This window comes from Qipengyuania pelagi (assembly GCF_009827295.1).
GTDB classification, from domain to species: domain Bacteria; phylum Pseudomonadota; class Alphaproteobacteria; order Sphingomonadales; family Sphingomonadaceae; genus Qipengyuania; species Qipengyuania pelagi.
The window spans coordinates 977,119-999,914 of sequence record NZ_WTYD01000001.1 but is presented as its reverse complement, the minus strand read 5'-3'; the positions used below and the strand labels follow the sequence as shown (position 1 = coordinate 999,914).

Below are 22,796 nucleotides of genomic sequence, written 5' to 3'. Positions count from 1 at the left end.
AACAGGTTCGAAACCGCGATTGTGCCCGGCAGGAGAAAAAGGGGGGAATTTGATGCGTTTACCCACGATCGCCGCCGGGCTGGCACTGGCGCTGCTCATGCCCGTCCAGGCATCTGCGCATTCCGAAATGGAGGCGAGTGCGAGCGAGCAGGGCCCGCTCGACCGGCGCGCGAACGATGTCGTAGGCTGGCTACGCGGCGAGATCGCGCCTCAGGATCTCTTCACTGCGCAATTCCTCGCCCAGATCCCCGCCGAAACGCTGGCGCAGATGAACAGCCAGCTCGCCAGCCAGTTCGGCGCGGTGCTCGGGGTCGGATCGGTAGAACGTCAGGGGCCGCTTCGCGCGCGCATCGCGATCCGGTTCGAGCGGGCGATCGGATCGGGCACGATGGTCCTGGCCGATGCGGGCGAGGCGCGGATAGCGGGCCTGCAATTGTCCGATTTCACGCCTGTTATCAGTGAAGGCGCGGAAAGCGACTCCGATCAGAGCGATGCCGAAGCGATCGCTGCGGATCTGGCGGCCCTGCCCGGCGCCACGGCGGCCTGGTTCGGCCCGCTCGATGGCGAAGCAGTTTTCGTTTATGGTGATGTCGATCGCCAGTTCGCACTAGGCTCGGCCTTCAAGCTCTATGTTCTCGGCGCGGTGAGCGAAGCGGTGGCGGACGGGCGGCTGCGTTGGGATCAGGTGGTGCCCCTCGGCGAGGCGAGCTTCCCCAGTGGAATCACCCAGAGCTGGCCCGAAGGCGCGCCCATGACGGTCCAATCGCTGGCGACGCTCATGATCTCGATCAGCGACAACACCGCCACCGATACGCTGCTTCGCCTCGTCGGGCGCGACCGGGTCGAGGATTTCCTGCGCCGCACCGGCCATTCGGCGCCAGAGCGCAGCCTCCCCTTCCTGACCACCCGCGAATTGTTCCTCCTGAAGACGCTCGACACAGGACCCGCCTATGCCGCTGCCGATATCCCCACGCGGCGCGCGATGCTCGTCGGATTGGATGGCGACGGGGTGACAACCGACGAGGTCGTCGCGGCGCTGGGCGAACCGAATCTGGTCGAGGAGCTCGAATGGTTCGCCAGCATGGAAGACGAGCGCAAACTGCTGCGCGCGCTGGTGGCGCTGGACGATCCCGTGCTGTTCGACATCCTCGCCGTCAGCCCGCAATTGTCCGAAACGCAGCGTGCGGGCTGGGCCTATGCCGGGTTCAAGGGAGGCTCGGAAACCGGCGTGCTCAACCTGACCTGGCTGCTCAGGGACGAGGCGGGCCAGTGGCATATGCTTGCGACGAGTTGGCTGAACCCGGAGGCCCCGGTCGAAAATGCAGCCCTCGGCCTTCTTGCCGTGCGGATACTGGCGCTGCGGTAGCGAATGCGCCCGGACGCTCGCCGCGTCCGATTGGCCGCCCCTCTTGCTCCGAACCGCCACCACCCCTAACCGGGCATCCAGACGCATTCCGACGTAAGGACCATACATGACGCAGCGCTTCGAAGGCACCAGCTCCTATATCGCCACCGAGGATCTGAAAGTGGCGGTGAACGCTGCGGTGACCTTGCGCCGCCCGCTCCTTGTCAAGGGGGAGCCGGGTACGGGCAAGACCGTGCTGGCGCACGAAATCGCGAAAGCGGTGGATGCCCCGCTGATCGAATGGAACGTCAAATCGACCACCAAGGCGCAGCAGGGTCTTTACGAATACGACGCGGTGGCGCGCCTGCGTGACGGGCAATTGGGTGACGAGCGCGTCCATGACATCGCGAACTACATCAAGAAGGGCAAATTGTGGGAGGCCTTCACCAGCGAGCGGCTGCCCGTTCTCCTGATCGACGAAATCGACAAGGCCGATATCGAGTTTCCGAACGACCTGTTGCAGGAACTCGATCGCATGAGCTTCGATGTCTACGAGACCCACGAAACGATCGCGGCGAAGGAGCGGCCGATCGTGGTGATTACCTCGAACAACGAGAAGGAATTGCCCGACGCGTTCCTGCGTCGCTGCTTCTTCCACTACATCAAGTTCCCCGATCGCGAGACGATGCGCGAGATCATCGACGTCCATTTCCCGAACATTCAGAAGACGCTCGTCAGCCGCGCGATGGACATGTTCTACGAGCTGCGCGAAGTACCGGGCCTGAAAAAGAAGCCCAGCACCAGCGAATTGCTCGACTGGCTGAAATTGCTGCTGAACGAGGATATGCCGCTTGAAGTGCTGCAGGACAGCAATCCCAATTCGGCGATCCCGCCGCTGCATGGCGCGCTGCTCAAGAACGAGCAGGACGTGATGATGTTCGAACGCCTCGCCTTCATGGCGCGCCGCCAGAGCTAGACGTCCGCTCCGGCGTCAGGCACTCATCGAGTTGACGAGATGAAATAAGGAAGAGCGGGTCCGCTCCCCGCGCTGGCGCGACTCTCGTCCTCGATCATGTAAGCGAGTTCGAAATTGCCCCAGCGTCGGCCTTCGATCTCGATGGGCACATAGACGTTGCGGGTCACGCGAAATGTCTTGCCGTCGCCTTCCTGGCGATAAACCGCCATCATGAAATCGTCGGGGCAGACTTTCGCCTTCTGGTCGATCGGATCGAAGATCTTGCGCCCGTTCCGGCAAAAAGTGGTATCGTGCGTGAGATTGCCGGTCGGCGCCTGCGAATGCTTGGTCAGGTGGGTCGGCAGATAGCCGTTCATATCGGTACAGGCCGCTGCCAGGACGCCGGGCAGACCGGCGCTCTCGTCCAGCACGGGACGCCAGTTTTCATGCGCCCAATCCATCAAAGCGGTGCGGAAGCGGGGAGGATTGCTGCCTTCGATCGGACGATAATCCGTATCGAAGAGATCGCGCATAGTCACCGCGCCCGACGCGAGGGCGTCCTGCGCGATGCGCGTCACCTGCGCCGCGCGCTCCTTGGCTTTTTCAACCATGAGCGCGTCCTGGGGTGACAGGTCCGCCTTCACGATCCGGTCGAACATCTCGCTGGCAACCAGTTCGAGATCCTCGATCTGCGCGTGGGCGCTTTGTAGTTTGCTTTCGTTGTCGCTTGCCGCACGGTCGAACTGATCGAAGACGGTCTGAACCCGCGCAACGCCCGCGGTCATCATCCCATTCGCCTTTGCGATCTGGTCGTTCTGCGAATCGACATCGCGCACCAGCGAAACGACATTGCCAAGCATTTTCTCAAAATTGCTGACCGATGTCTTGGCCTCGCTGCTCGCCTTCGCTCCGATCTCGATCCGCTCGATCACTGTGGCGGCCTCGCTACCGAGCGTTCCGATCACGCTGGAAATCTCGTCCGTAGCCTTGCGAGTCTCCGCCGCGAGCGATTTTACTTCGTTGGCGACGACCGCGAAGGTGCGCCCCGCGTCTCCGGCCCGCATCGCCTCGATGGTCGCATTGAGCGCGAGGATATTGGTGGTTTCGGCGATCTGTTCGATGTCCTGCGAACACCGCTGAACCTGCTCCATCGCCGCCGCAAACCCGGTCACATGCGTGGCGAGCGTTTCGACGAGGTCGAGAAGGCCGGAAATCTGTGCGAGCGAGCCTTCGATCTGACTGGCGCCCTGCCCCAGGCGATCGATCGCACGCGCGGACAGGATGCGCGCCTCGTCGCTGGCTTCGGAGACCCGCCGCTGATCGCGCTCGAGCTCGCGGACCGTATCCTGCAATTCCGCGTGTTCGTCGCGAAGGCGCGCCGAGCTGTCGATCACCGCCTGGACGATGCCTGCGACCTCGGAACAGCCAACGGTCACCTTGCCGCAGGACTCAGGAATGAGGTCGAGCGCCTTTGCCGCACGCACGTCCAGTGGCTTCATATCCATTCTTGGCGGTCCCCCATTGATGGTCGCGGGCCCGTCTTGCGTCCGATTTGGTTAGAACGGGGTAAACGCTTTCGATTTTCGACGATCGTTCTTGCGCTGGCGTCGCTATCGCATCTCCGATAGAGCACCGATCATGTTCTTCAATTTCGTCGACGAGCTGCGCGAGGCGGGCATTTCCGCCAGTTTCAAGGAACACCTGACCTTGCTCGAGGCACTCGACAGGCAGGTGATCGAAGAAACGCCGGAAGCCTTCTATTATCTCAGCCGCGCCACCTTCGTTAAGGACGAAGGGCTGCTCGATCGCTTCGATCAGGTGTTCCAGAAAGTCTTCAAGGGTATCCTGACCGATTACGGCCAGAACCCGGTCGAGGTGCCGGAAGACTGGCTGAAGGCCGTGGCCGAGAAATTCCTCTCCAAAGAGGAGATGGAGAAGATCAAGTCGCTGGGCGACTGGGACGAAATCATGGACACGCTCAAGAAGCGGCTTGAGGAGCAGAAAGAGCGCCATCAGGGCGGCAACAAATGGGTCGGCACGGGCGGAACCTCGCCCTTCGGCAATTCCGGCTACAACCCCGAAGGCGTGCGGATCGGCGGCGAAAGTCGGCACAAGCGCGCGATCAAGGTGTGGGACAAGCGCGAGTTCAAGAATCTCGACAACACCAAGGAGCTGGGCACCCGCAATATCAAGATGGCGCTGCGGCGCCTGCGCCGTTTCGCGCGCGAAGGGGCGGCCGACCAACTCGATATCGATGCCACGATCGAAGGCACGGCGAAGCAGGGCTGGCTCGACATCCATATGCGGCCCGAACGGCGCAATGCCGTCAAGCTGCTGCTGTTCCTCGATGTCGGCGGGTCGATGGACCCCTTCATCAAGATCACCGAGGAATTGTTCAGCGCCGCGACGAGTGAATTCAAGAACCTCGAATTCTTCTATTTCCACAATTGCCTGTACGAAGGCGTGTGGAAGGATAACAAGCGCCGCTGGCAGGAACGGACCAAAACCTGGGACGTGCTTCACAAATACGGCCATGACTACAAGGTCGTGTTCGTAGGCGATGCGGCCATGTCTCCTTACGAGATCACGCATCCGGGCGGCAGCGTGGAGCATATGAACGAGGAAGCGGGCGTAACCTGGATGAAGCGGGTCACCGATACCTATCCGGCGACCGTCTGGCTCAATCCCGTGCCTGAAAAGCAGTGGTCCTATTCGCAGTCGACCCGTGTGATGAAGCAGCTGGTCAATGCTCGGATGTATCCGCTCACGCTGGACGGGCTGGACGATGCCATGCGCGAATTGAGCCGCAAGCAGGGGCATTGAGCCAGTCCGGCGTTCAGCTCGCGCTCACGCACCGGAGCGCAGCGCAGCCTTACTGGGGAGATTTATCATGCGTATCATCGCTCTGGCCGCAACCTTCGGCTCGCTCGTAACCGGCGCCGCTCTGGTCGCTCAATCGAACGAGACGGCTCCCGATCGCTTCGACATGCCCTCCTATCAGGACCCGGCACGTAGCTGGCGCGATATCGAAGACCCCATCAAGCGTGCGCGCTGCGAGGAGCAGATCCGCAAGGCGCGCAGCGATGCGGGCCAGCCCGAGATCGAGCGCGAACCGGCCGATGCCGAGAATCCGCTGATGCTGGCCGCCGTGCACCAGACAATCGAGGATTGCCCGGTTCTGGTGATGAAGCACGACACCAGCGATATCCGCCCGGTGCCTGATTTGCGCGAAGGACCGGTCAGGATCGAACCGGCGAACTGATCCGCGCTTCTGACCGCTCGGCTAGCGATAGAGCAGTATGTCCTCGATCTCCTCGCGCCACCGGGCCTCGTCCGCACGCGCCATTCCGTCGAGATCGCCTGGTGCAGCCTCGGCATCTTCGACCCATTCTCTCAAGGTCGGACCGCCATTGATGACATCGATGGCGAGCCGTTCCAGCTCGTATTCGTAGGGAAAGTCGCGCCAGATCGCGTAATCGGGATAAAGGCGTCGGATCGCCTTGAAGGCCAGCGCCTGCAAGCGCCAGGGGCGGAACGCGGCGTGATCGTAGAACGGCCCTTCGGCGTGGATCATCAACCCGTTGCACAGCTCGCCCGCGTGCTTGTGGAAAGTCGGTTCGAACCAGCATTCGCGGATCGCGCAGCCGTTCAGCCAGTCGGGAGCCATCCGCTCCATCTCGGCCATAACCGCCTTGGCGTCCACATCCGGCGCGCCGAACAGCACTTCGAGCGGGCGGGTGGTGCCCCTTCCCTCGCTCAGATTCGTGCCCTCGAGCATGACCGTTCCGGCATAGGCGCGGGCCATGTTCACATTGGCAGCGTTGGGTGAGGGATTGATCCAGATGCGATCCTGCGGCCAGCCGAATCCGGCTCCTTCGGGCTGCCAGCCATCCATTTCGATCACGCGATAATCCACGTCGAGCCCGAAATGCTTGACGAACCAATGACCCATCTCGCCCAGCGTCAGTCCATGACGCATCGGCATCGGCGCGGCGCCGACGAAGCTTTCCTGACCGGGCACGAGCAGCGTTCCTTCGACCGGTCGCCCCGCCGGATTGGGGCGATCGAGCACCCAGACAGTCTTGCCATGCCTCGCCGCCTCTTCGAGCATATAGAGCAGCGTCGTGACGAAGGTGTAGATACGGCAGCCGAGATCCTGGAGGTCGAACAGGAACACGTCCGCGCTCGACATCATCTGGCCCGTCGGGCGTCGCACCTCGCCATAGAGGCTGAAGACGGGGATGCCGTATTGCGGATCGGTCTCGTCCGCGGTTTCGACCATATTGTCCTGTTTGTCGCCCTTAAGCCCATGCTGCGGGCCGAAGGCGCTGGTGACGTTGATGCCCGCCGCGATCAGCGCATCGAGGCTGTGCGTCAAACGCTCGGTCACGGAAGCGGGATGCGCAACGAGCGCCACTCGCTTGCGTTCGAGCGGACGGCGAAGGTCTGGGTCGGCGAGGAGCTGGTCGATACCGAATTTCATGGTGAAACGGGTGGCGCAAGCGTCGCGGCGAAGCAAGTGCGATGGTGGAAGTCGGGATCGCCGGGTGGATGGGCCAGCGCCCAGAAGCTCTTCGCGCCCCCCTCTTCCTCGATGACCGCGCTGATCGCGAGCGCGCCCGAAAGGATGGCAGCGCGCGGAATCGCCACATCGAGGATAGCTAGGCTGGAGCGCCCGCCGCGCCATGAGATCGTTGGCTGGGGCGACACCGGCCTGTCGCGCATCCCCTCGCGATATCCGTCGAAATCGTAAGCCGCCCAGGCTTCCGATGGCGCGAAATTGAATTCGGCGTAGGACGGCCCATCGCCGCAGAACAGTTCGAAACAGGTCGTCCGCCACAGTCCGTCCGCGCGCCTGCGTCCGGCGAAGACTGGCACCACGATCGCGCCCGCCCCTTCTACCCGCCAGCGCGCCTGAAGCCAGCGCGGGTCTTTCTGCGAGACCGAAGCGAAGATCCGCGTGACATGACGCGGCGGAAACGCGGGATGCGGGATCAATTCCATAACCGACGATTCCAGCGTTTGCACCATCCCTCCCCCATGCTAGCGCGGCGCCCGTCATGAGCAGCTACACATCCGATCTCCTGCGCGTGCTCGACGAGCGCGGCTATATCCATCAAGTAACCGACGCGGAAGGGCTCGATGCCGCCGCCGCGGGAAAGATCGTGCCCGGCTATGTCGGTTTCGATGCGACCGCGCCCTCGCTTCATGTCGGCAATCTGGTTTCGATCATGCTGCTGCGCCGCCTGCAACAGGCCGGGCACAAGCCGGTAGTGGTGATGGGGGGCGGGACCACGCGGATCGGCGATCCGACCGGCAAGGACGAGGTGCGCAAGATGCTCACCGACGCCGCGATCGAGGACAATATCGCTTCGATCCGCACCGCCTTCGAAAAGCTGCTGACCTTCGGCGACGGGCCGACCGATGCGGTGATGGTCAACAATCACGATTGGCTCGGGCAGATCGGCTATATCGAGATGCTGCAGAAGGTCGGCACGCATTTCACCGTCAACCGGATGCTGTCCTTCGATTCGGTGCGGCTGCGGCTCGAACGCGAACAGCCGATGACCTTCCTCGAATTCAACTACATGATCCTGCAAGGATACGATTTCCGCCATCTCAACCGCGAGATGGGGGTGCGGCTGCAAATGGGCGGCAGCGATCAATGGGGCAATATCGTCAACGGGGTCGAGCTGTCGCGGCGGATGGATGGCGAGGAGGTGTTCGGCCTCACCACCCCGCTCATCACCCGCGCGGATGGGACCAAGATGGGCAAATCGGTGTCCGGCGCAGTCTGGCTGAACGAGGCGCAGCTGCCGAATTACGATTTCTGGCAATTCTGGCGCAACACCGACGATCGGGATGTGGGCCGTTTCCTGCGCCTTTTCACCGACATGCCGCTGGACGAGATCGCGCGGCTCGAAGCGCTCGAAGGCGCTGAAATCAACACTGCGAAGGTCGCGCTGGCCAATGCGGTCACCGCGCTGGTGCGGGGAGAGGATGCGGCGCGCACGGCCGAGGCGACGGCGTCCGAAACCTTTGCGGGCGGTGGTTCGGGCGAGGATCTGCCCGCGCTCGATATCGGTCCCGATGGCGTGCGCATCGGCGCGGCCCTCACCGAACTGGGCTTCACCGCCTCCAATGGCGAGGCGAAGCGCAAGCTGGCCGAAGGCGCGGTCAAGATAGACGGCGAGACCATCACCGACCCGGGCCATCTCGTGACTTTGGCCCCTGGCGAGCAGGCGCGACTCAGCCTCGGCAAGAAGAAACATGCGATCATCCGCGCCTGAGCGGCGACGGGACGAACGAACAAGGGCCTATCTTTCCTTTCTGTTTTACGATTCGTCAGCCTTTCTCCGGTAAATATCGGCCTTCCCCCGGATCGTCCGGGTCATTCATCGGAGGGTCCCAATCCATGTCTGCCGGAGCCCAGCTCAGCGTGACCGACCAGCGACGCATGGCGCGCCATCCGGTCGACCATCCTGTGATTGCGGAACATTATCGCGATGGCGACGTGCGGATGCATATCGCGAATATCTCCGCCAACGGCTTCATGATCGACGATGCCCGCCAGACGGAGCGCGGCGATCGCGTGATCGTACGCCTCCCGGTGATCGGCCGGATCGAGGCCTATTGCATCTGGAGCCGCGACAATCGCGCGGGCTATCAGTTCGAGCGAATCCTCAGGATCGACGATTTCCTGGCCATGATCGATACGCTTCAGCCCAATCCGCGCCTGCGCAAGCTGCGCTGACGCTTCTGCTTCGTGACAAGTCCGGTGCGTGAGCCGGACAGGCGAACTTGCTTTGCAAGGCACGACGGCTTTGCCAATGCGCGCATGTGAGCTCTACCGAACACACTACTGCGATCGATCCGGACGCTTCGCCGCTCCGCATCCATAATTTCCGCTCCTATCTCGTCGCGCGGTTCGCGATGGTGGTTGGGCAATATGCGATGATCCTGATCATCGGCTGGCAGACCTACACAATCGCGCGAGAGAGCGGGATGGATGCCTTTGCCGCCTCGGGCCAGCTCGCGCTGATCGGCCTTCTCCAATTCCTGCCGCTATTCGTGCTATCGCCGTTTTCCGGGCTGGCTGCCGATCGGTTCAATCGCAAGACGGTGGCCCGACTTACGATCCTGCTCCAATTGGTGGGATCGGTGATCCTCGCCTGGCTGACTTTTACCGGAGAGCTGCAGCTTTCCTCGCTCTTCGCCGTCGCGGTCTTGCTTGGCGTCGTGCGTGCCTTCAACGGCCCGGCCCTGTCCGCGCTCGCGCCCAATCTCGTGCCCAAGCCAATCCTGCCCAATGCGATCGCGCTTTCTTCGATCGCTTGGCAGACCGGCATGATCGTCGGCCCGGCAGTGGGCGGATACGCCTATGACCAGGCCCCGGCCCTGCCCTATGGGATAGCGAGCGTACTGTTCCTCGTCGCGATCGTCGCCATCAGCACGATCGGAAAGGTGCCGCGATCGCCGATCACGGGGGCGCAGCGGCCGATCGGACAGGTGATCGACGGATGGCGCTACGTCATCCGTAACAAGATGGTGCTGGGCGCGATTACACTCGATCTGATGGCGGTGTTCTTGGCTGGAGCGACCGCGCTGTTTCCGCCCTTCGCCTATGACATTCTCCAGGTAGGGGAGACCGGCCTTGCCCAATTGGCGGCGGCGCCCGCAGTGGGTGCGGCGATCACGGCGATGTGGTTCAGTTTCCGCCCGCTCAAGACAAACGTCGGGCCGAAGATGCTGTGGGCGGTCGCGGTCTTCGGTATCGCCACGATCGTCTTCGGCGTGTCGCGCTCCATGCCGCTATCGCTCGCCATGCTGGTGATCGTGGGCGCGGCGGACATGTTCAGCGTCTATATCCGCCAATCGCTGATCCAGCTGCACACGCCCGACGACAAGCGCGGGCGCGTCTCTTCCGCCAGCCTGCTGACGATCAGCGCCTCCAACGAAGGGGGCGACGCGTTTTCGGGCTTCCTTGCCAGCGTGTTCGGTCCCGCCCTCGCCGTGGTCGCCGGCGGGATCGGCGCGATCGTGACGGTCGCGCTATGGGCGCGTATTTTTCCGGTCCTGCGGATGACGAGGACCTTCGACCCTCCCCAGGAGTTGGTGGAGGAAACCCCCGAAGAAAAGCTCCAGGAGCGTATCTGATGAAAGCCCAATCCGTCCTCGAAACCATCGGCAACACGCCGCATATCCGCCTTTCGCGCCTGTTCCCCGACCACGAGGTCTGGGTGAAGAGCGAGCGGGCCAATCCCGGCGGATCGATCAAGGACCGCATCGGCCTCGCCATGGTCGAAGACGCGGAAAAGGCAGGCAAGCTCAAGCCCGGCGGCACCATCATCGAGCCGACCAGCGGCAATACCGGCATCGGCCTCGCCATGGCGGCGGCGGTCAAGGGCTATAGGCTCGTGCTGGTCATGCCCGAAAGCATGAGCGTCGAGCGCCGACGCCTGATGCTCGCCTATGGCGCCAGTTTCGACCTGACGCCCAAGGAAGGCGGGATGAAGGGCGCGATCGCGCGTGCACAGGAACTCGTCAGGGAAACCGATGGCGCCTGGATGCCGAGCCAGTTCGACAATGAATCGAACTGGAAGGTCCACGTCCGCACAACGGCGGAAGAAATTTACGAGGATTTCAAGGACAACCCCATCGACGTGATGATTACCGGCGTCGGCACGGGCGGCCATCTGACCGGCTGCGCCGAACTGCTGAAAGAGCGTTGGAGCGGCTTCAAGGCCTATGCCGTCGAGCCTGCGGCTTCGCCTGTCATCAGCGGCGGCCAGCCCGGCCCGCACCCGATCCAGGGCATCGGCGCAGGCTTCGTCCCGGACAACCTCCACACCCAGTCGATCGACGGGGCGATCCAGGTCGATCCCGAGGATGCGAAGGACATGGCGCGGCAATGCGCGGCGAAGGAAGGCCTGCTGGTGGGCATTTCCAGCGGCGCGACTCTCGCCGCGATCAAGCAGAAGCTCGGCGAACTCGATGCGGGCACGCGCGTCATGGGGTTCAATTACGACACCGGGGAACGCTATCTTTCGGTGCCGGATTTCCTTCCGACCGAATAAGGTCTGGTGGCGGAGGGTCCGATCGCCCTCCGCCCCTCTCACCGGCGAAGCGAGGCGCGGCGGCGGGATTCGACTAAAAAAGCGCTGTCCCGAGTGCGGGTTTCTATGGCCTAATCCACGCCATGGACGAACCAGACATTCCCTCCGATTCGCCTCCCAAGGCCAGGCAGCCCCGGCGCAATGCCGATTATCGCTGGACCGTTCCGAAGGTCTCCGCCTTCCTGCGCGCCCTGTCCGAATGTGGGAGCGTGGCGGAAGCTGCGCGGAGCGTGGGCATGAGCAGGCAGGCCGCGTACAGATTGCGCGCACGGCTCGATGGCGAGAAATTCCAGGCCGCCTTCGAAGACGCGCGGCGCCGCGGCCTCGCCGTGAAGGCCAAGGCGCGTGCGGATCGCAAGAGAGTCGATACGCGACCGATTTCGCCGTGGGAGGGCCCCGGACTGGACTCGCTCGATCACCTGCGCACGAAGAACAAGGCGACACAGAGCGAGGAGTAAAGTTACAGACATTCACGCAAGGTCACACTTCGATTTTTACAAAGCGACACACCTTCCGTCCAAGGTTACATATCTAGATTGACAAGGTGACGGTCTGTCCGCGCAGCTTATCCCACGACACGCGCGAAAAAGCCGCCCCGAGAAAACCCGAGGCGGCTGAGAATGTCCGATCCGTTTCGCGGATTTACGCGGCGGTGGCGAAGGCCTCCTCGCCCAGCGCCATCAAACTGTCCGACCCCGCTTCGAGCTTGCGCCGCAGGGCGCCCGCATCGGGGAGATAGCGGTCCATGTAATAGCGTGCCGTCGCCAGCTTGGCTTCGTAGAACGCCTTGTCGTCTCCGCCATCCTCGAGCTTCTGCGCCGCGACCTTCGCCATGCGCAGCCACATCCAGCCGATCGAAACGATGCCCATAATGTGCATGTAGTGATGCGCACCGGCACCCAGATGGTTGGGGTTTTGCATCGCGTTCTGCATGAACCACATGGTGGCCGCCTGCTGCTGGCCCAATGCCTTCTCAAGCTGCTCGGCAAGCGGAGCCAAGGTCTCGTCCGACTTGGCTTCGGCGATATCTTCACCCATCGCCTTGAAAAAGGCCTGGATTGCCGCGCCGCCCTTCTGGGCCAGCTTGCGACCGCACAGGTCCATCGCCTGCACGCCATTGGTGCCTTCGTAGATCTGGGCGATGCGCGCGTCGCGCACGAACTGGCTCATCCCCCATTCCTCGATATAGCCGTGACCGCCATAGACCTGCTGCATATTGGTCGCGATCTCGTAACCCTTGTCGGTGCCGTAGCCCTTGATGACAGGGGTCAGCAGACCGATCAGCTGGTCGGCCTGTTCACGCTCTTCCTCGGTCTGGGCGCTATGGGTCAGGTCGACCTGCAACGCGCCCCACAGGCACAGCATACGGAAGCCTTCGGTGAAGGCCTTGGCATCCATCAGCATCCGGCGCACGTCGGCGTGGACGAAGATCGGATCGGCCTGCGCTTCGGGCTCGGCCGGGCCGGTCAGCGCCCTGCCCTGACGGCGGTCGAGCGCATAGGTCACCGCGTTCTGATAGGCGACCTCGGCCTGGCTCAGCCCCTGGATGCCGACGCCGAGGCGCGCGGCGTTCATCATGATGAACATGGCAGCGAGGCCCTTGTTCTCCTCGCCGACCAGCCAGCCCTTGGCGCCGTCGTAATTGAGGACGCAGGTCGCATTGCCGTGGATGCCCATCTTGTGCTCGATCGATCCGCAAACGACGCCGTTGCGTTCGCCCAGCGATCCATCCTCGTTCACGAGGAATTTCGGCACCACGAACAGGGAAATACCCTTGGTGCTGTCCGGCGCACCGGGCGTCTTGGCGAGAACGAGATGGATGATGTTGTCCGCCATGTCGTGTTCGCCGGCGGAGATGAAGATCTTGGTCCCGGTGATCGCATAACTACCATCGGCCTGCGGTTCGGCCTTGGTGCGGATCATGCCCAGATCGGTGCCGCAATGCGGCTCCGTCAGGTTCATCGTTCCGGTCCATTCGTTGGAGATCATCTTGGGGAGATATTTCTCCTTCTGCTCCTGCGAACCCTTGGCGAGAAGAGCGGAGACCGCACCGTTGGTCAGGCCCGGATACATGCCGAAGGCCTGATTGGCGCTGGACACGAACTCCTCGAACGCGAAGCCGAGGACGTGCGGCATCCCCTGTCCGCCGAATTCCTCAGGCTGCGACAGCGTGCTCCACCCGGCCTCGCGGAACTGGTCGAAAGCCTGCTTGAAGCCCTTGGGGGTCGTCACCGACCCGTCTTCGTGGCGCGTGCAGCCTTCCTGGTCACCCGACAGGTTGAGCGGGGCGAGGACCTCGGCGCAGAACTTGCCGCCTTCGGACAGGACAGCGTCGGTCACGTCCGGGCTTGCCATTTCGAAGCCCGGCAGATTGCCGTAGCTGGCGAGGTCCAGCACTTCGTTGACGATGAAACGCGCATCGCGGGTCGGGGCGGTGTAGGTGGGCATTGCGGGGTCCTTGAGCAGAGCGGTGATTTGAAGGGTCAGGAAGCGATCAGTTGTCGATCTCTTCGATGTGGTTGATGAAGTCGCTCAGTTCGGTGATCGAGCTGTCGATATCGGCGCGCTGGCTTTTCAGCTTCGCCACATGCGCGCGGCATTTCTCGATCGTGACGCGGCGCTGTTCCACGCGGCCATCGCCTAGATCGTAGAGATCGATCATCTCGCGGATCTCGGTAAGCGAGAAGCCGACATTCTTGGCCCGCATGATCCAGGCGAGCCGTGCGCGATCGCGCTTGGAATAGATACGGGTGAGCCCGACACGCGACGGGGCGATCAGGCCCTCGTCCTCGTAGAAGCGCAAGGCGCGTGCGGTGCAGTCGAACTCGGTCGTCAAGTCCGAGATCGAGTAGCGTTCGCGCGCCAGAGCGTCGGGTCTGTCAAGCAGCGCACCGGAATTGCCGGCGCGGCGCTGGAATTCGTCAGTGTTCGGGTTTGCCGCCATGCCGATTGGTCTAGCAGCACCTTACGTAAGCGTCAAGCTTTGACGCATGGGACAGGTCAAACGCGATGAAGCGATCCGTCCTCCAGCCGGCGATAGAAACAGGACGCCGCGCCGGTATGGCAGGTCGGCCCCTGCGGGTGGCAGCGCAGGACGAGCGCGTCCTGATCGCAATCGACTCCGATCTCCGCGACCTTCAGGACGTGCCCGGAACTCTCTCCCTTCTTCCACAGCCGCCCGCGCGAGCGGGAATGGAAATGCGCCTCCCCACTCGCGATGGTCGCATCGAGCGCCTCGCGATCCATGAAGGCGACCATCAGTACCTCCGCCGTCTCGGCATGGGTGACGACAGCGCTCAACAGGCCGTTGCTGTCGAATTTGGGTAGAAATTCAGAACCTTGCTCTCGGCACTTCGGTTCGATGGGATCGGTCGTCATCTGGTGTTCCTGGGCAACCCGTGTTGCGCGACGGCAACAAATCTTCCGCAAAATACGGCTCTATCATGTATTGCTGTTTGATGAACCCGCCAACGGTGAGATGTATGTCTTCGCAGCTCGCAAGGGCCGCTATCCCGAACGAAGGTGCCGCAGAACGCGCCATGGTTCAGGGGGGTCCCGATATCGCAGCCAGCCGGATGGCATGGCGCGATCGGAAACGATGAGGGATTGAATCCAAGGCGCATGCTGGGGGGCTGCGCCGGTCTCGCGAGAGAGGGTTCGCATTGATTCGTCACGTGGCGCCCGGATCCTTCGTGGATCCGGGCGTTTCGCGTTCCGGTGGAGCGCGCAGGTCGATCGCTTCGTCGAGCACGCGGGCGAAGCAGCAAATGGTCACCGACGTCGCGCCCGCCTTTTTCAGCGCTGCCACGCACACGCTCGATGTCGCTCCGCTGGTGAGCACGTCGTCGACCAGGATGACGTGGCGCCCGCGCAAGGCAGCTGCGTAACGCGGATTGACCGTCACGGCTCCGGTCAGAACCCGACGCCGCGCCTTCGCCCCCATCCCGCCCAGAGACGGGGTGCGCCGGGTGCGGATCAGCCCGTCGACCATCAGCCGTCCATGGCCGAGCCGCGCGATCTCACGCGCCAGCAATCCGGCCTGATTGAAGCCGCGCTGCCACAGGCGCCAGCGATGGAGCGGAACGGGAATTATCAGGCGTTCGGTTGACGATGGCCGCAATCTCGCCGCCATCAACCGCGCCAGCATGGGCGCGAGCGCGATCCGCCCCCCGTGCTTGAGCGCCAGCACGAGCTTGCGCGACACGTCGTTGTAGAGCGTCGCTGCCGCGATGCCGTCATGCTTCGGCGGTTTCGCAAGGCACGGCGCGCAGATCGCCCCGTCATCCGGTCCGCTTTCTCCGAAGGGTCGCTGGCACGTCCCGCAAGACGGCGCCGAGGGGATCACGAGTTGGTCCCAACACTCGGCGCACAACCCGACCTGGCGCGCGAGGCCAGCGCCGCAGGCGGGGCAGCGTGGCGGATAGACAAGGTCCACCAGCGGCGAGAGCGTGTCGGCAAGAAGCGCGCGGGGAGACATGGGAAGAGTGCTGGACCGCTTGCGCGACGCTGGCAAGCACGGCAGGGCCTCAGGTATGGCCGTTCGCCCCCCTCCCCGCATTTTTGCCCCCACTCGCCGCCGCTCCGCTCGGTTGCGTGCGCTGACCCGGCAGGCCGCGCCGGACGCAGCCCGCTTTGTCGAGGAAGCCGTGGTCGAGGATATGATCGAGCGGCTGCAGTTTACGCGTCTTGCGCCGCCGCGTTCGCTGGTGATCGGCGAATTGGGCCGCGCGCTATCGGACTATCTCTCCATCACCGGAGATGTCGTGCGCGTCGATCCATTCTCTTTCGACGAGGAACGGCCCCTCGATAGCGGCCCGTTCGACTTCATCGCCAATCTTGGCACTCTGGCCACCGTCAACGATCTTCCGGGTGCCCTTCTCCATCTGCGCGCAGGCTTGGCGCCCGACGGTCTGCTGATGGTGAGCCTGGTCGGCGCAGGCAGTCTGGCCCATCTGCGCGGTGCAATGATCGCGGCCGAACCGAATCGCGCCGCGCCGCGGATGCATCCCGCGATCGATACGCGATCGGCCACCGCCCTGCTCGAGCGCGCCGGTTTTCGCCGGTTCGTCGTGGATAGCTGGCCAATTTCGGTCGGCTATCGCGGGCTCGACAGGCTGGTCGAGGATCTGCGGGATCAGGCCCTCGGCAATCAGCTCGCGCAGCCCGGACCGGCGCTCTCGCGAGCCGCTCTGGAAAGGGCGCGCGCAGCCTTCCTCAAGACGGCGGACGAAGAGGGCAGGGTTGTCGAGCGGTTCGAAATCCTGACCCTCACAGGCTGGGCCTAGCCCTTCGGAGCCATCCTGAGCGCCGCTTGGGCCGCTGCGAGGCGCGCGATCGGCACACGATAGGGCGAGGCGCTGACGTAGTCGAGGCCGACGCTTTCGCAGAAGGTGATACTGGCCGGATCGCCACCATGTTCCCCGCAAATGCCGAGCTTGATGCCGTCACGCTGCCCCCTCCCGCGTTCGGCGGCCATTTCGACCAATTGGCCCACGCCGTCGATGTCGAGGCTGACGAAGGGGTCGCGGGCGAAGATACCCTTGTCGACATAGGGCGCGAGGAAGCGCGCGGAATCGTCGCGGCTGACGCCCAGCGTCGTTTGCGTCAGGTCGTTGGTGCCGAAGCTGAAGAATTCCGCCTCCTGCGCGATCTCGCCCGCCATCAGCGCGGCGCGGGGCAGTTCGATCATGGTGCCGACCAGATATTCGATCCGGCGGCCCGCCTGAGCGAACACTTCTTCCGCCACCCGATCGACCAGCGCCCGCAGTATTTCTAGCTCGCGCCGGGTCGCAACCAGCGGGATCATGATCTCGGGGACGGGAGCCTCGTCTGCCTCGCCTGCCACCTCGCACGCCGCTTCGAAGATCGCGCGAGCCTGCATCTCGTAGATTTCGGGATAGGTGATCCCGAGACGGCACCCGCGATGCCCGAGCATCGGGTTGAATTCATGCAGCTCGCTCGCCCGGCGGCGCAGATGGTCGACCCCCACCCCGCTCGCTTCGGCCAGTTCGGCGAATTCGGCATCGCCATGCGGCAGGAATTCGTGCAGCGGCGGGTCGAGCAGGCGGATCGTGCAGGGCAGGCCCGCCATGGTGCGGAAGATCGCGACGAAATCCGCGCGCTGTTCGGGCAGCAATTTGGCGAGCGCGGCGCGGCGGCCTTTCTCGTCCTCGGCCAGGATCATCTGGCGCACCGCGCTGATCCGGTCGGCATCGAAGAACATGTGTTCCGTCCGGCACAGACCGATGCCCTCGGCCCCGAACTGGCGCGCCAACGCGCAATCGCGCTCGGTCTCGGCATTGGTGCGGACCCGCATCCGGCGGTGTTCGTCCGCCCATTCCATCAAAGTACCGAAATCGCCCGCCAGTTCGGGCTCGATCGTCGCGACCTCGCCCGCCATGACTTCGCCCTTCGCGCCGTCGATGGTGATGACGTCGCCTTCCTTCAGCTCGCGATTCCCGATGGTCAGCGTGCGGCCTTCGCGCGCGATCGCGACTTGCGAGGCGCCGGAGACGCATGGGCGGCCCATCCCGCGCGCCACCACCGCGGCGTGGCTCGTCATGCCGCCGCGCGCCGTGAGGATCCCCTTGGCGGCGTGCATCCCGTGGATATCCTCGGGGCTGGTCTCGATGCGGACCAGGATCACCTTGTCGCCGCGATTGGCCCACAATTCGGCGGTATCCGCATCCAACGCGATCCTGCCGCTCGCCGCGCCGGGGGAGGCAGGCAGGCCGGTGGTGAGGATATCGCGCGGCGCATCGGGATCGAGCGTGGGGTGAAGCAATTGGTCGAGCGCCATCGGATCGACGCGCAGGATCGCCGCCTTGCGGTCGATCAAGCCCTCCCCAACCATGTCGACCGCCATTTTCAGCGCAGCCTTGGCGGTGCGCTTGCCGTTGCGGGTCTGAAGCAGCCACAGGACGCCCTGCTGCACGGTGAATTCGATGTCCTGCATGTCGGTGTAATGCCGCTCCAGCAGGTCGAACACGCGCGCGAGTTCGGCAAAGGCATCGGGCATGGCCTCTTCCATGCTCGGGCGATCGGCCCCTGCGGCCTCGCGCCGGGCCTTGGTCAGATATTGCGGCGTGCGGATGCCCGCGACGACATCCTCGCCCTGCGCATTGACCAGCCATTCGCCGTAATAGGCTTTCTCGCCGGTCGAAGGATCGCGCGTGAAGGCGACGCCGGTGGCGCTGGTGTCGCCCATATTGCCGAACACCATGGCCTGGACGTTGACGGCGGTGCCCATGTCGTGCGGAATGTCGTTGAGGCGGCGATAGATCTTGGCGCGCTCGGTATCCCAGCTGTCGAACACGGCGGCGATCGCGCCCCATAATTGTTCGACGGGGTCCTGCGGGAAAGGCCGCCCCAACTCCTCGGCCACGATGCGCTTGTATTCGCCGACCAGCGCGCGCCAGTCATCGGCGGAAAGGTCGGTATCGGCATAGAAGCCGTTGTCTTCCTTGGCGATCTCCAGCGCTTCCTCGAACAGCCCGTGATCGACGCCGAGCACGACATCGCCATACATCTGGACGAAGCGGCGATAGCTGTCCCAGGCGAAGCGCGGATCGCCCGATGTCGCGGCAAGGCCCTCGACGGTCTCGTCGTTGAGGCCGAGATTGAGGACGGTGTCCATCATGCCGGGCATCGACACAGCCGCGCCGGAGCGGACCGAGACCAGCAGCGGGTCCGAAGCATCGCCGAACCTCTTGCCCACCGTGCGTTCGACATGCGCCAGCGCCTCGGCCACCGCATGGCGGAGATCGCTCGAAAAATCAGCGCCTTCGCGCAGATATTTGAGGCACTCCTCGGTCGCGATCGTGAAGCCCGGAGGCACGGGCAGGCCGATGCTGGCCATCTCGGCCAGATTGGCGCCCTTGCCGCCCGTGATGGTCTTGTCCTTCTGGCGCGCATTCGTATGCGGCGCATCGCCACCGAAGATGAAAACCGTCTGCGCCATACGATACTCCCAAAAATCTACGGGCGGGCCGAGCGAAAAGGCCGCTCGGAAAATCCCGCCCCTAACTCGATCCATGCCCAGGCAAAGGGCTAATCGACCTCACCCATCCGCGCCTTCGAACGCGGAGCGGCGACTCATCGGATCACCCCTCGATGCGAGAGAAATCAGCTACTTTGTGCACTGCAGCACGGAAGCGTGCAAGCAGGTCCAAGCGATGTGCCCGCTTGTTTTCTTCTTCCGCGTTTACCGTGACTTCCTCGAAGAAGCGATCGATCGGCGCGCGCAGGCTGGCGAGCGCGGCCATGGCGGCGGCAAAATCCTCCTCCGCCAGTGCCTTCGCGGCGCGCGGTTCGGCCTGAGACAGCGCGTCGGCCAGCGCCTTTTCCGCAGGTTCGAGCGCGTAATTCGCTTCGCCCGCGTGGCGCGCGGCCATCTTGGCGTCGATCACCGCCTTCATGTCGGGATCGTCGACGAGCGCCAGCGGGTCTTCCTCGCCAGTACGCGCGATCTCGCCTTCCGTGCCGTACCAGTCTTCCTTCTTCAGGATATTGGCGGCGCGCTTGTATCCGGCGAGGAGATCCGCCCCTTCGGCGGTTTCGATATAGACCTGCAACGCCTTCACCCGCGCCAACAGACGGACGAGATCGTCCTCACCACCCAAAGCAAACACGGCGTCGATCAGGTCATGACGGACACCCGCCTCGCGCTGCTTGACCTTGAGACGGTCAGCAAAAAATCGCGGCAGACGTCGTATACCAGCGAAGACATTGGCGTTGGTTGCACCAAAAGGACCCCGATAATCTAAAGGTGATGCCTCGTGCTTATCTTCCGCATCGATATCCCAGTTGAAAGCCGATAGTGCCGCCTCAAAATAGGGTCGACCAACATCCTTCGGTTCACAATAGAAGAACGCGAGATGTGGTTCAGCAGCCTGCCGAAAGAGCGTCGTCATTGAAACACGAAGCCTGTCGGCCGTATAGGCTAGCACGCCGAAAGCCGCCCTTCGTAATGCAAAGGGGTCCTTAGACCCGGTTGGAAACTCTCCAGCTAGATAAAAGCCGATAATCGTATCCAGCTTGTCCGCCAAACTCACCGCCACCGTCACAGGAGCTGTCGGCACCTTGTCGCCCTGCCCGACCGGCTGATAATGGTCGCGGATCGCATCCGCGACGGCATCGGGCAGGCCTTCGGCGCGGGCATAGTAGCCGCCCATAAGGCCCTGCAATTCAGGAAACTCGCCGACCATTTCGGTGACCAGATCGGCCTTGGCGAGGCGGGCGGCCTGTTCGGCCATATCGGGATCGGCATCCTTCACGATGCCCTCTTCGACCAACCAGCGGGCCAGCTTCGCCACCCGGTCCACCTTGTCGGCGACCGTGCCGAGCTTTTCGTGGAAAGTGATCCGCTCCAGCCCCTTGGCGTGCTGCGCGAGAGTCTTCTTGCGATCCACGTCCCAGAAGAAGCGCGCGTCGGAAAGCCGCGCCGCCAGGACCTTGCGGTTGCCGTCCACGATCGCGGCGCCACCATCCTCAGCCTCGATATTCGCGGTGCAGATGAAGGCGTTGGCCAATTTCCCGGCCCGATCCTCGCAGACGAAATATTTCTGGTTCACCCGCGCGGTCAGCTGGATGACTTCGGGCGGAACCTCGAGATACGCCTCATCGAAGCGCCCAAGCAGCGGGATCGGCCATTCGGTGAGGCCGGCATTCTCGATCACCAGCCCCTCATCCACGACCAGTGTCAGTCCCGCTGCGCCGGCGACCTTCGCCGCGCCGCTGCGGATCAGGTCCTGCCGTTCCTCATGATCGACGATGACATGGGCCGTGCGCAGCTTGATCGCGTAATCGTCGGCGCTACCGATCGTGATGTCGCCGCTGTGGTGGAACCGGTGGCCGAGCGTGACCGCGCCGCTGGTGACGCCGTGGACCTCGCATTCGACCAACTCGTCCCCGAACAGCGCGACGATGCCCGACAGCGGGCGCACCCAGCGCAAGGATTCCGTGCTGAGCGAAGCCGCGCCCCAGCGCATCGATTTGGGCCAGCTGAAATCGCGCACGATCGCGCCAATCGCCTCGCCCAGAAGATCGCGCATTGCGCGCCCCGGCGTTTCGATGACGGCGAAATAGGTCGGACGGCCCTTGACCTCGCGCACCTCCAATTGGTCGCGCGTTACGCCCGCCTTGCGGCAAAATCCCTCCACAGCCGCATCGGGCGCGCCTTCGGGCGGACCCTTCGCCTCCTCGCTCACCGCCTCGGTCGCGGCGGGAAGGTCGCGCGCGATCAGCGCAAGCCTGCGGGGGGTGGACCAGACCGTGATCTCGCCCGGCGCGACACCAGCGGCGGTCATCTCGCGCCGGAACAGCTTTTCCAATTCGGCGCGGGCGCCTGCCTGCATCCGGGCGGGGATTTCCTCGCTGCGCAGTTCGAGGAGGAAATCCTTGCGATTATCGGCGCCGCTCATTTCGACCACTCCGGGTATTGTTCCGCCCATCGTGGCGCTTCCTTGGCCATGTGGGCCTCGCACGATCCTCGCGCCAGATCGCGCACCCGGCCCATATAGCTGGCACGTTCCTGCACGCTGATCACGCCGCGCGCCTGCAAGAGATTGAAGATGTGGCTCGCCTCGATGGCCTGTTCATACGCCGCGATCGGAACATTCGCATCGAGCGCGTTGCGGCATTCCGCCTCGGCCTTGTTGAACAGGTCGAACAGCGCGTCGGTATCGGCGACCTCGAAATTCCATTTCGACATCTGCTTCTCGTTTTCGAGAAACACCTGCCCGTATGTCACCCCGCGCCCGTTGAAATCGAGGTCGTAAACATTGTCGACGCCCTGGATATACATCGCCAACCGCTCGAGCCCGTAGGTCAGTTCCCCCGCGACCGGCTTGCAGTCGAAGCCGCCCATTTGCTGGAAATAGGTGAACTGCGTCACCTCCATCCCGTCGCACCAGACCTCCCAGCCGAGGCCCCAGGCGCCCAGCGTGGGCGATTCCCAATCGTCCTCGACGAAACGAATGTCGTGCTTGAGCGGATCGATACCGATCACGCGCAGGCTTTCGAGATAGAGGTCCTGAATGTCAGGCGGGCTCGGCTTCAGGATCACCTGATACTGATAGTAATGCTGCAACCTATTGGGGTTCTCGCCATAGCGCCCGTCGGTGGGGCGGCGGCAGGGCTGGACGAAGGCGGCGTTCCACGGCTCCGGCCCCAGCGCGCGCAGGGTCGTGGCAGTGTGGAACGTGCCCGCCCCCATGCGCATGTCGTAGGGCTGCAAGATCAGGCATCCCCCCTTGCTGCTCCAGAAATCGTGCAGCGCGAGGATCATGTCCTGAAAGGAGTTTTGCGGGTTCCGGTCCATGGCGAGCGGCCATGCCGCAGGTGCGAAACCGGGTCAATGTCGCGGAAGCTGCGAGCCGTG

At 63.6% G+C, this 22,796-nt stretch carries 20 protein-coding genes; 10 read left to right on the top strand and 10 right to left on the bottom strand.

Features of this window, described 5'->3' with window-relative positions; all coding sequences use genetic code 11:
• Positions 1–52: 52 nt before the first annotated feature.
• Both GRI47_RS04885 and GRI47_RS04880 read left to right on the top strand, forming a co-directional pair.
• Positions 53–1,366, top strand: coding sequence for a serine hydrolase (locus GRI47_RS04885; protein ID WP_160660216.1), 1,314 nt, complete (start codon positions 53–55; stop codon positions 1,364–1,366).
• A gap of 106 nt (positions 1,367–1,472) precedes the next feature.
• Positions 1,473–2,321 (top strand): AAA family ATPase, encoded by an 849-nt coding sequence (locus tag GRI47_RS04880; protein ID WP_160660215.1) that lies wholly within the window; start codon positions 1,473–1,475, stop codon positions 2,319–2,321.
• A gap of 23 nt (positions 2,322–2,344) precedes the next feature.
• Here the strand turns inward: GRI47_RS04880 and GRI47_RS04875 are convergent, their stop codons facing one another.
• Positions 2,345–3,805, bottom strand: a complete 1,461-nt coding sequence (locus tag GRI47_RS04875; protein ID WP_160660214.1) for a methyl-accepting chemotaxis protein — start codon at positions 3,803–3,805, stop codon at positions 2,345–2,347.
• Positions 3,806–3,938: 133 nt separating this feature from the next.
• Here GRI47_RS04875 and GRI47_RS04870 point away from each other — a divergent pair, with 133 nt between their 5' ends.
• Positions 3,939–5,123, top strand: a complete 1,185-nt coding sequence (locus GRI47_RS04870) for a vWA domain-containing protein (RefSeq protein ID WP_160660213.1) — start codon at positions 3,939–3,941, stop codon at positions 5,121–5,123.
• 67 nt (positions 5,124–5,190) lie between these two features.
• Complete coding sequence (locus GRI47_RS04865) at positions 5,191–5,562, top strand: hypothetical protein (protein WP_160660212.1); 372 nt, start codon at positions 5,191–5,193, stop codon at positions 5,560–5,562.
• A gap of 21 nt (positions 5,563–5,583) precedes the next feature.
• Here GRI47_RS04865 and GRI47_RS04860 read toward each other — a convergent pair whose 3' ends face one another.
• Both GRI47_RS04860 and GRI47_RS04855 read right to left on the bottom strand, forming a co-directional pair.
• A complete protein-coding gene (locus GRI47_RS04860; RefSeq protein ID WP_160660211.1) occupies positions 5,584–6,783 on the bottom strand; it encodes an exo-beta-N-acetylmuramidase NamZ family protein in 1,200 nt (399 codons plus the stop codon).
• Positions 6,780–7,304, bottom strand: coding sequence for a DOMON-like domain-containing protein (locus GRI47_RS04855; protein WP_160660210.1), 525 nt, complete (start codon positions 7,302–7,304; stop codon positions 6,780–6,782). Before GRI47_RS04855 ends, GRI47_RS04860 begins: the two co-directional genes overlap by 4 nt.
• Before the next feature lie 56 nt (positions 7,305–7,360).
• Here GRI47_RS04855 and tyrS point away from each other — a divergent pair, with 56 nt between their 5' ends.
• The 5 genes from tyrS (at position 7,361) to GRI47_RS04830 (ending at position 11,874) form a co-directional block, all read left to right on the top strand.
• Positions 7,361–8,590, top strand: coding sequence for a tyrosine--tRNA ligase (tyrS, locus tag GRI47_RS04850; protein WP_160660209.1), 1,230 nt, complete (start codon positions 7,361–7,363; stop codon positions 8,588–8,590).
• A gap of 125 nt (positions 8,591–8,715) precedes the next feature.
• Positions 8,716–9,054, top strand: coding sequence for a PilZ domain-containing protein (locus GRI47_RS04845; RefSeq protein WP_160660208.1), 339 nt, complete (start codon positions 8,716–8,718; stop codon positions 9,052–9,054).
• 179 nt (positions 9,055–9,233) lie between these two features.
• Positions 9,234–10,457: an MFS transporter gene (locus GRI47_RS04840; RefSeq protein ID WP_237452727.1), complete on the top strand. Its 1,224-nt coding sequence runs from the start codon at positions 9,234–9,236 to the stop codon at positions 10,455–10,457.
• Positions 10,457–11,377 carry a cysteine synthase A gene (gene cysK, locus GRI47_RS04835; RefSeq protein WP_160660207.1) on the top strand — a complete coding sequence of 307 codons (921 nt, stop codon included), beginning with the start codon at positions 10,457–10,459 and terminating at the stop codon, positions 11,375–11,377. Before GRI47_RS04840 ends, cysK begins: the two co-directional genes overlap by 1 nt.
• Positions 11,378–11,499: 122 nt before the next feature.
• Positions 11,500–11,874 (top strand): helix-turn-helix domain-containing protein, encoded by a 375-nt coding sequence (locus GRI47_RS04830; protein ID WP_160660206.1) that lies wholly within the window; start codon positions 11,500–11,502, stop codon positions 11,872–11,874.
• A gap of 184 nt (positions 11,875–12,058) precedes the next feature.
• Here GRI47_RS04830 and GRI47_RS04825 read toward each other — a convergent pair whose 3' ends face one another.
• The 4 genes from GRI47_RS04825 to GRI47_RS04810 all read right to left on the bottom strand — a co-directional run bounded on the left by GRI47_RS04825 (position 12,059) and on the right by GRI47_RS04810 (position 15,893).
• Positions 12,059–13,864, bottom strand: a complete 1,806-nt coding sequence (locus tag GRI47_RS04825; RefSeq protein WP_160660205.1) for an acyl-CoA dehydrogenase C-terminal domain-containing protein — start codon at positions 13,862–13,864, stop codon at positions 12,059–12,061.
• Between the two features lie 46 nt (positions 13,865–13,910).
• Positions 13,911–14,360, bottom strand: coding sequence for a MerR family transcriptional regulator (locus tag GRI47_RS04820; protein ID WP_160660204.1), 450 nt, complete (start codon positions 14,358–14,360; stop codon positions 13,911–13,913).
• 56 nt (positions 14,361–14,416) lie between these two features.
• Positions 14,417–14,794 (bottom strand): phosphoribosyl-AMP cyclohydrolase, encoded by a 378-nt coding sequence (gene hisI / locus GRI47_RS04815; protein WP_160660203.1) that lies wholly within the window; start codon positions 14,792–14,794, stop codon positions 14,417–14,419.
• A gap of 292 nt (positions 14,795–15,086) precedes the next feature.
• Positions 15,087–15,893, bottom strand: coding sequence for a ComF family protein (locus GRI47_RS04810; RefSeq protein WP_160660202.1), 807 nt, complete (start codon positions 15,891–15,893; stop codon positions 15,087–15,089).
• Between the two features lie 55 nt (positions 15,894–15,948).
• Here GRI47_RS04810 and GRI47_RS04805 point away from each other — a divergent pair, with 55 nt between their 5' ends.
• Positions 15,949–16,701 (top strand): methyltransferase domain-containing protein, encoded by a 753-nt coding sequence (locus GRI47_RS04805; RefSeq protein ID WP_160660201.1) that lies wholly within the window; start codon positions 15,949–15,951, stop codon positions 16,699–16,701.
• On the opposite strand, the gene ppdK is transcribed toward GRI47_RS04805, so the two are convergent.
• The 3 genes from ppdK to GRI47_RS04790 form a co-directional block, all read right to left on the bottom strand.
• The gene (gene ppdK, locus GRI47_RS04800; RefSeq protein ID WP_160660200.1) at positions 16,698–19,376 is read right to left on the bottom strand and encodes a pyruvate, phosphate dikinase; all 2,679 of its coding nucleotides are present in this window, start codon (positions 19,374–19,376) and stop codon (positions 16,698–16,700) included. The genes GRI47_RS04805 and ppdK overlap by 4 nt on opposite strands.
• Before the next feature lie 142 nt (positions 19,377–19,518).
• Entirely contained in the window at positions 19,519–21,867 is a 2,349-nt protein-coding gene (gene glyS / locus GRI47_RS04795; protein ID WP_237452619.1) for a glycine--tRNA ligase subunit beta, read from the bottom strand.
• Positions 21,834–22,736, bottom strand: a complete 903-nt coding sequence (locus GRI47_RS04790) for a glycine--tRNA ligase subunit alpha (RefSeq protein ID WP_160660199.1) — start codon at positions 22,734–22,736, stop codon at positions 21,834–21,836. Before GRI47_RS04790 ends, glyS begins: the two co-directional genes overlap by 34 nt.
• Positions 22,737–22,796 lie beyond the last annotated feature (60 nt).